Below are 8,134 nucleotides of genomic sequence, written 5' to 3'. Positions count from 1 at the left end.
TCCCGCAGCGGGGTTTGTTCGCGAGCAAGCTCGCTCCTACAGTTCCCTCAAGCACCCCATCCGGCAGAACAAGACAACAAGAACACGGAGCCAAGCATGTCCCTGAAAGCCAAGACCCTGTTCATCACCGGCGCCAGCCGTGGCATCGGCCGCGAGATCGCCCTGCGCGCCGCGCGCGACGGCGCCAACATCGTCATCGCGGCGAAGAGCGCCGAGCCCCATCCGAAGCTGGCCGGCACCATTTTCAGCGTCGCCGAGGAAGTCGAGGCCGCCGGCGGCCAGGCCCTGGCCCTGCAACTGGACGTGCGCGACGAGAACGCCGTGCGCGAAGCCATGGCCCAGGCCGCCGAACGCTTCGGCGGCATCGACGCATTGGTCAACAACGCCGGCGCCATCAAGCTGGTCGGCGTGGAGAAGCTCGAACCCAAGCGCTTCGACCTGATGTACCAGATCAACACCCGCGCGGTGATGGTCTGCAGCCAGGCCGCCCTGCCTTACCTCAAGCAGAGCCAGGGCCACATCCTCAGCCTGTCGCCGCCGCTGAACCTGGCCGGCAAGTGGTTCGCCCAGCACGGCCCCTACACCGTCACCAAGTACGGCATGAGCATGCTCACCGTCGGCATGCACGAGGAATTCAAGAAGTACGGCATCAGCGTCAACGCCCTGTGGCCGAAGACCATGATCGCCACCGCCGCCATCGAGTTCGAACTGGGCAGCCGCGACGCCTTCAAGCGCGCGCGCACCCCGGCGATCATGGCCGACGCCGCCCATGCCATCCTCGCAAGCACCGGCCGCGCCATCAGCGGGCGCCTGCTGATCGACGAAGACATCCTCCGCGAACAGGGCCAGAGCGACTTCGAGCAGTACCGCTTCGATCCCCAGGGCGGGCCGCTGGTGCCCGATCTGTTCCTGGATTGAGGCTGCATGCCGCCCCTACGAAAAGCGCTGCCCGGTTTGCCGAACTGCCCGGCAGCGCGCGCGCCAAGGTCATAGCCCCAGCCTCGCCAGCGTCCTAGAGTCGAACGGGCGTGCACACGCCAGACAACAACGACAACAAGGGCCCGCGTCAATGAGCCATGCCGATCTGATCACCCCGTCCCGCCTCATCGCCCGCCTGCCCGCCACCCTCGGGCGCGTGCCGCGCATGTTGCGCGGGCTCTACTACACCGGCATCCGCAACCGCGAGAAGAACCTGTCGCTGGGCTGGGCGCTGGAGCGCGCCGCACGCCTGTACCCGGACAACCCGGCGTTGCTGGAAGGCCAGCGGCGACTGTCCTATGCCCTCTTCAACGGCTGGGCCAACCGCCTGGCACACACCTTCCAGGCCGAGGGCGTGAAGCACGGCAGCGTGGTCGCGGTGATGCTGGAGAACCGCGCCGAACTGCTGGTGACCCTCGCCGCCCTGGCCAAGCTCGGCGCCGTCGGCGCGCTGATCAACACCACCCAGCGCGGCCAGGTGCTCAGCCACAGCCTGAATCTGGTCGGCCCCGGTCACTTCGTGGTCGGCGAGGAACTGCGCGAGGCCTTCGACGAAGTGCGCGAAAGCCTCCAGGGCGGCGCCGAACGCCTGTACTGGGTGGCCGACGACGACACCCTGCGCGACCCCGGCCAGGCCCCGGAAGGCTGGGCCAACCTGATGCGCCTGGCACAGGCCCAGGCCTCCGACAACCTGGCGGAAACCGCCCAGGTGCGCCTGAAGGACGCCTGCTTCTACATCTACACCTCCGGCACCACCGGCCTGCCCAAGGCCTCGATCATGAGCCACGGCCGCTGGATCAAGGCCTATGGCGGCTTCGGCCACTCCGGCCTGGGCCTGGCCGGCGACGACGTGCTCTACCTGACCCTGCCCTGCTACCACAACAACGCCGTCACCGTGTGCTGGAGCGCGGTGCTGGCCGGTGGCGCGGCCATCGCCCTGCGCCGCAAGTTCTCCGCCAAGGCGTTCTGGAAGGACGTGCGCCATTACAACGCGACCTGTTTCGGCTATATCGGCGAACTGTGCCGCTACCTGCTCAACCAGCCGGCCTGCGAGGACGAACGCGACAACAGCCTGACCTGCATGATCGGCAACGGCCTGCGCCCATCGATCTGGGGCGAGTTCAAGACGCGCTTCGGCATCGAGCGGATCACCGAGTTCTACGCCGCCAGCGAAGGCAACATCGGCTTCACCAACGTGTTCAACTTCGACAATACCGTGGGCTTCTCGCCGGCCACCTACGCCATCGTCCGCTACGACCTGGAGAACGACCGGCCGCTGCGCGACGCCAAGGGCTTCATGGAAAAGGTCGGCAAGGGCGAGTCGGGCCTGCTGATCAGCGAGATCAGCGACAAGTGGCCGTTCGACGGCTACACCGACCCGGCGAAGACCCAGGCGGTGATCTTCCGCGACGTGTTCAAGGCCGGCGACGCCTGGTTCAACACCGGCGACCTGATGCGCGACCTGGGCTTCAAGCACACCCAGTTCGTCGACCGCCTGGGCGACACCTTCCGCTGGAAGGGCGAGAACGTCTCGACCACCGAGGTGGAGAACGTCCTCGGCGCCTTCGCCGGCGTGGAAGACGCGGTGGTCTACGGCGTGGAGATCCCCGGCACCGACGGCCGCTGCGGCATGGCCGCGCTGCGCCTGGCCAGCGACTGCCAGCTGGACGGCACGGCCCTGGCCGAGCACCTCGACCGCGAGCTGCCGGCCTACGCGGTGCCGCTGTTCGTGCGCCTGCTGCAACAGGTGGAGACCACCGGGACCTTCAAATACAAGAAAGCCGATCTGAAGAACGCGGCCTTCGACCCGCAGAAGGTGGGCGAAGCGCTATTCGTGCGCTTGCCGGGCGAGGCCGTGTACCGGGAACTGGACGCGGGGCTGTTCGAGGCGATCCAGGGCGGCGTGCACCGCTTCTGAACGGCTTTTCGTAGGATCGAAGCGCGCCAGCGCGGATCAGTTGCGGAACTGGAACTGCAGCTCGGCGCCGCGGATGTCCGAATGCCAGCTGTCGTCGTTGGGGTCGGCGCGCTCGCCGCGTTCGCGCTGGATCAGCCGGCCGCCGACCTGGAACGGGCTTTCCTTCTCCTCGAACATCGGCGGCAGCAGCGGCTTGTCCGTGTCCTCGCGCAGCGCGCTGCCCGGCTCCAGGCCATGCAACACGTCCTTGGGCAGGCGCAGGTCGAGCTTGGCGTGCGGCAGCGGCTTGTTGACGCTGGGTTCGGGCTCCGCCGCCTTCTTCGGCTTGGCGTCGGCCACCGGCAGGTGCTCCGGCGCCAGCGGCTTGCCCAGCGCGGCCTTGCTCGCGGCGGGTTTCGCCGGCGCGGTGGCGACGGGCTTCGGCGGTTCGGCCGGCTTGGGCGCCTCGACCGGCGTGGCGGGCGCAGCCGCGACAGGCGCCGGCGCGGTGGTGGCGGGCTTGGTCGGCGGCGCCTTGTCGGCGTCGCCGCAGGCGCTCAGCAGCAGCGGCAGGAGGGTCAGCAGTAGGCAGCGTCGCAACATCACGGAACAGGCAATTGGCCAGAAGCGCGCCATCCTCGCCTTAGTTGATCTGTAAGACAAGAGGCTCAGATCAAGCTGAAGGCAATTCCGACAGACGCGCCCGGATGCTCAAGGCCGGGCCTCCAGGCGCCGCAGCTCACCCTCCACATCGAGTTGCGGGTAGCGCCGCCGCAGCTCGTCACGCAAACGCGCGGCGGCCGCCTGGTCGCCCTGCCGCTGCAGCTCGGCCAGACGCCGCAGGCTGGTTTCCGGCTCCGCCGGCGCCTCGGCCACCTTGGCGCTGCGCTTGGCCATGGGCGCCGCTTCGTCGGCCATGGACGCGCTTTCCGCCAGGGCCCTGGGCTGTTCCGGCGCGGCGGCGGGCGCAGCCGGGGCCGAATACAACGCCGGCGCGGCCTGCTGCGCCGCGCGCGACAGGGCCTCGGCCTGGGGCGCCGGGGCCATGGCCGGAACCGGCGCATCGTAGCGCGGCGCCTGTTCGAAGGTGCGCAGGGCCAGGCTCAGGCCAACGCCCAGGGTCGCCACCCCGGCCAGCGCCACCGGCCAGCGCTGCGGCCGGCCGAACAGCCAGTGGCCCAGCCGCGCCCAGGGGCTCTGCGACGGACGCGCGGCGGCGCGGGCCGCCGCCAGGATGCGCGCGTCCAGTTGCGCCGACGGCTGCTCGTCGCTGTGCCGGCGGAAATGTTCGAGCAGCTCGGCTTCCTCGGCGTCCGGCCGTTGCGGATCACGCTTCATGGGGACACCTCCTCGGTCGCCGCCGGGTCGGCGAGCAACCGGCGTAATTTCTGCAACGCGTAGCGCAGGCGGCTCTTCACCGTCTCGGCGGGCGTGCGGGTCAGTTCGGCGATTTCCTGCAACTCCAGGTCGCCGTGGGCGCGCAGCAGGAACACCTCGCGCTGGTCGCCGGGCAGCGCCTGCAAAGCCTGCTGCAAACGCTCGCGGTCGCGGCTCAGGCTCAGCTGGTGCAGCGGGTCCTCGGCCTCGCCGGGCAGCGCGTCGCCGTGCAGTTGCTCGTCGAACGCCTCGTACTGCGCCTGGCGCTTGCCGTTGCGCCGCCAGTGGTCGATCAGGCGGTTGCGGCCGATCTGGTACAGCCAGGTGCGGAAGCTCGCCCGGCCCTCGGGCTGGCTGTCGCTGCGGATCAGGCTCAGCCAGGTTTCCTGGAACACTTCCTCGGCCTGCGCGGGGTCGCCGCCCAGGCCGCAGAGGAAGCGGTAGAGGCCCAGGCGATGGCGCGCGTAGAGCGCGGCGAAGGCCTCGGCGTCGCCCTTGCGGTAACGCCGCAGCAGCGCGACGTCGTCTTCGTCCGTGGTCAAGTCAGGGGTTCCGTGCCAGAGGGGTTTGCAGGCTGCGCGCCAGCTCGACGAGCTGGACGAACTCGCCGCGCAGGCCGAAGGGGTCCGCGCCGCGCGCGCCTCGCGCCAGGGCCAGAGTATCGCCCATATCGAAGCCGCCGGTGTAGCGCGCGCCCTGCAACTGCTGGGCGAAGGCCGCCACCGCGGCGGCGAAGCGCAGGTCGTCGCTGGCCGCCGCCAGGTCACCGGCGGCCGTGCTGGCGGCTATCGGGCGCTCCAGCAGTTGGCTGGGCCCGCCTTCCGGCGCCTGCCAGCGCACCCGCAGCCAGGCCAGCTCGTCGCCCTTGCCGCTCGGCTTCTCGGTCGCCTGGTAACGCAGCGGATCGAGCCAGCCTTTCTCGCCCCGTGGGACGATCTCGTAGAGCGCGGTGACCGTGTGCCCGGCGCCGATCTCGCCGGCGTCGACCTGGTCGTTGTTGAAGTCCTCGCGTTTCAGCGCGCGGTTCTCGTAGCCCAGCAGGCGGTATTCGCTGACCTGCGCCGGGTTGAATTCGAGCTGCAGCTTGACGTTCTTCGCCAGCACCGAGAGGGTCGAGCCGAGCTGCTCGACCAGCACCTTGCGCGCCTCGCGCAGGTTGTCGATGTACGCGTAGTTGCCGTCGCCGGCGTCGGCCAGTTGCTCCATCAGGCGCTCGTTGTAGTTGTCCACGCCGAAGCCCAGGGTGGTCAGCGACACCCCGCCGCGGCGCTTCTCGGCGGCCATGGCCTTGAGGCTGTCGAAGTCGCTGACGCCGACATTGAAGTCACCGTCGGTGGCCAGCAGGATGCGGTTGATGCCCTTGTCGATGAAGCCCTGCCGCGCCATCCGGTAGGCCAGCTCGATGCCCGCCGCGCCGGCCGTGGAGCCGCCGGCCTGGAGCTGCTCGATGGCGTCGCGGATCTTCGCCTTGTCGCGCCCCGAGGTGGGCTCCAGCACCACCCGCGATTCGCCGGCGTAGACCACCAGCGACACCTTGTCCTGCGGGCGCAGCTGGTCCACCAGCAGCTTCAGGGTGCCTTTCACCATCGGCAGGCCCTCGCGGCGGTCCATGGAGCCGGAGACGTCCACCAGGAACACCAGGTTGGCCGGCGGCAACTGCGCGACGTCGCGCTCGGAAGCCTTGATGCCGATGCGCAGCAGGCGCGTGTGCGGGTTCCACGGCGTCGGCGCCAGCTCGGTGGTGACGCCGAACGGGCCGTCGGCGCCGGGCGGCGCGTAGCCGTAGGGGAAGTAGTTGACCATCTCCTCCAGGCGCACCGCGCCTTCCGGCGGCAAGCGGCCCTCGTTGAGCAGACGCCGGACGTTGGCGTAGGCGCCGGTATCGACGTCGATGCTGAAGGTGGAGACCGGCGCCTCGGCGACGCTGTGCACCGGGTTCTGCGCCAGCGTCTGGTAGCGCTCGCGATCCTGGTCGCGGTAGCCGGGCGGCAACGGCTCCGCCGCCGTCGGTTGCGCGTAGCTTTCCTGCAGGGGCGCGGCGGCCGGCGCGACACGGCGATACTCGGCCCTGGCGGCAATATCGGCGAGCGGCGCCTGCTTGCTCAGCGCCGGCTGGGCGGCCTGGCGCTCCTGCGGGGGGGTGGACGGGTCGCAGCCGGCGATGGCCAGCAGCAGGCCGATGGCGACGGGACGGAAGGCGAATGCGGGAAGCGACATGGCGGCGGCCTCGGTGAAGGAGTCAAACCTTCAGACGAGGCCGTCAGCCGAAACGGGTTAAACCGCTTTTCGTAGGAGCGAGGGGGACGCCTAGTTCTTGCTCGCGAATGAGGCCCGCAGCGGAGCCTGTTCGCGAGCAAGCTCGCTCCTACAAAGAGCACATCAGCGCAGCCCGCAAGGCAGCGCATCAGGCCGCGATCTGCTCCTCCTGGCACAGCTGGCAGGCCAGCATGCCGAGGGTCATGATCGCCCGCTCCGCCTCGCGGTCCCAGGGGATGCCGCAGGTCAGGCGCAGGCAGTTGTTGAACTGCTCGGTGTTACTGAAGATCAGCCCCGGGGCGATGCTGATGCCCTGCTCCAGCGCGCGCACGTGCAGTTCCTTGGTGTTGACCTTGGCCGGCAGGCTCACCCAGAGGATGAAGCCGCCCTTGGGCCGGGTCATCTGCGTGCCTTCCGGGAAGTACTGCTGCACCGCCAGCTGGTAGGCGGTCATGTTCTTCCGGTACTCCTGGCGGATGTAGCGCAGGTGGCGGTCGTAGCCGCCGTTCTCCAGGTAGGCGGCCACGCCCATCTGCGTCACGGTGCACGCCGAGTGGGTGGTGAAGGTCTGCAGGCGGCGGATTTCCTCCTGGTAGCGCTCGGCGATGATCCAGCCGATGCGCACCCCCGGCGAGATGGTCTTGGAGAAGCTCGAGCAGTACACCACCCGGCCTTCGCGGTCGTGGGCCTTGAGCGCCTTGGTCTGGCCTTCGTCGAACATCAGTTCGCCGTAGATGTCGTCCTCGATCACCCCGATGTTGTGCTCCGAGGTCAGCCGCAGCAGTTGCTTCTGGCGCTCCTCGGGAATGGTCCCGCCCAGCGGGTTGGACAGCCGCGCGGTCAGCACCAGGGCCTTGATCGGCCACTGGTTGGCGGCCAGCTGCAGGGCCTCCAGGCTGATCCCGGTGAGCGGGTCGCTGGGAATCTCGATGACCTTCAGGCCGAGGATGTCGGCCAGTTGCAGCAGCCCGTAGTAGCTCGGCGACTCGGTGGCGATCAGGTCGCCCGGCCGGGTCATCACCCGCAACGCCATGTGGATGGCGTCCACGCAGCCGTGGGTGATGGTCACCTGGCTGGGGTCGACCACCACGCCGGCGTCGCGCATGCGGATCGCCACCTGCCTGCGCAGCGGCTCGTAGCCGGGACTGAACATGTAGCTGAAGGCGCGCGGACTGGAGAAACGGGTGACCTTGGCCAATTGCTGGTGCAACGCGCGCACCGGCAGGTAGTCCACGTGCGGCACCGCCGCGCCCAGCGGGAACACGCCCTCGCGGCGCGCCTCGGCGAGTACCTGGTTGATGATGCTGCTGCGGGTAACCAGGCCCGGCCGCTCGACCCGCGCGATGTCCGGGGTGGAGGCCGTCAGCGCCGGGGTGTGGTGCACGTAGAAGCCGGACTGCGGGCGCGCGCGGATCAACCCCTGGTCCTCCAGGGTGGCGTAGGCCTGCAGTACGGTGGCGTGGCTGACGTTGAGCTGGGTGCTCAGTTTGCGCACCGAGGGCACGCGTTCGCCCGGCTGGTAGACGCCGCGACGGATGTCTTCGGCGAGTTGCTGGGCGATGCGTTGGTACAGAAGCAGATTGCTCATGACGGCGGTCCCTCGGGCATTGAACCGAAACAGTAGCC

At 69.3% G+C, this 8,134-nt stretch carries 7 protein-coding genes; 2 read left to right on the top strand and 5 right to left on the bottom strand.

The window, feature by feature from the left end; all coding sequences use genetic code 11:
• The first annotated feature begins 96 nt into the window (after positions 1-96).
• Both P3W75_RS05475 and P3W75_RS05470 read left to right on the top strand, forming a co-directional pair.
• Complete coding sequence (locus P3W75_RS05475) at positions 97-918, top strand: SDR family oxidoreductase (protein ID WP_276226342.1); 822 nt, start codon at positions 97-99, stop codon at positions 916-918.
• Between the two features lie 151 nt (positions 919-1,069).
• The gene (locus P3W75_RS05470) at positions 1,070-2,896 is read left to right on the top strand and encodes a long-chain-acyl-CoA synthetase (RefSeq protein ID WP_276226341.1); all 1,827 of its coding nucleotides are present in this window, start codon (positions 1,070-1,072) and stop codon (positions 2,894-2,896) included.
• Positions 2,897-2,932: 36 nt separating this feature from the next.
• Here P3W75_RS05470 and P3W75_RS05465 read toward each other — a convergent pair whose 3' ends face one another.
• The 5 genes from P3W75_RS05465 to P3W75_RS05445 form a co-directional block, all read right to left on the bottom strand.
• Positions 2,933-3,478 (bottom strand): hypothetical protein, encoded by a 546-nt coding sequence (locus P3W75_RS05465; protein WP_276226340.1) that lies wholly within the window; start codon positions 3,476-3,478, stop codon positions 2,933-2,935.
• 108 nt (positions 3,479-3,586) lie between these two features.
• The gene (locus P3W75_RS05460; protein ID WP_276226339.1) at positions 3,587-4,213 is read right to left on the bottom strand and encodes a hypothetical protein; all 627 of its coding nucleotides are present in this window, start codon (positions 4,211-4,213) and stop codon (positions 3,587-3,589) included.
• Positions 4,210-4,794 carry an RNA polymerase sigma factor gene (locus P3W75_RS05455; protein WP_276226338.1) on the bottom strand — a complete coding sequence of 195 codons (585 nt, stop codon included), beginning with the start codon at positions 4,792-4,794 and terminating at the stop codon, positions 4,210-4,212. Before P3W75_RS05455 ends, P3W75_RS05460 begins: the two co-directional genes overlap by 4 nt.
• Before the next feature lies 1 nt (position 4,795).
• Positions 4,796-6,469, bottom strand: a complete 1,674-nt coding sequence (locus tag P3W75_RS05450) for a vWA domain-containing protein (RefSeq protein WP_276226337.1) — start codon at positions 6,467-6,469, stop codon at positions 4,796-4,798.
• Positions 6,470-6,656: 187 nt separating this feature from the next.
• Complete coding sequence (locus P3W75_RS05445) at positions 6,657-8,096, bottom strand: PLP-dependent aminotransferase family protein (protein WP_276226336.1); 1,440 nt, start codon at positions 8,094-8,096, stop codon at positions 6,657-6,659.
• Positions 8,097-8,134: the final 38 nt, after the last annotated feature.

The sequence above is a fragment of the Pseudomonas citronellolis genome, assembly GCF_029335315.1.
Taxonomy (GTDB): domain Bacteria; phylum Pseudomonadota; class Gammaproteobacteria; order Pseudomonadales; family Pseudomonadaceae; genus Pseudomonas; species Pseudomonas citronellolis_A.
Note: the sequence above shows the minus strand (reverse complement) of the source record. Positions and strands in the feature narration are given on the sequence as shown.